Source organism: Faecalibacterium sp. DFI.5.82 (genome assembly GCF_029076575.1).
Taxonomy (GTDB): Bacteria; Bacillota; Clostridia; order Oscillospirales; family Ruminococcaceae; genus Faecalibacterium; species Faecalibacterium duncaniae.
This window is the reverse complement of the sequence record NZ_JARFIS010000934.1, coordinates 1-294: the sequence shown is the minus strand read 5'-3', so window position 1 is coordinate 294 and position 294 is coordinate 1. Positions and strand designations below refer to the sequence as shown.

1 protein-coding gene is annotated in these 294 nt (G+C 49.7%); it reads right to left on the bottom strand.

Annotation, left to right across the window (positions count from 1 at the left end):
- Positions 1-96: 96 nt before the first annotated feature.
- Positions 97-294 (bottom strand): hypothetical protein (locus P0G09_RS19555; protein ID WP_275253511.1); only part of this gene is annotated, 198 nt, incomplete at its 5' end.

The window sequence follows — 294 nt, the reverse complement described above, 5'->3', positions numbered from 1 at the left end:
CCACCGAAAGATCTTCCCGCTCGGCGGAAGGTCTCTACAAGTTCTTTATCTATTTTGTGCTGGTCCTGCTGGCGGTGATCATCATACGGGGAACGCTCAGTTCACGTCGAACAGGCAGACCAGCTGATAAGTCGTTGTCAAACCAGCACTGTTTTCTGTTTTTACAAAGGCTACACCGATTCTGTCTGCCAGATTGTATGCGCTAGTATCTTTGAACAGCACATCATACTTGGCACTGCCCTTCACCGCCGGGTTGCCACTTGTCAGACCAGGAATCACATTCTTATCCGTCAG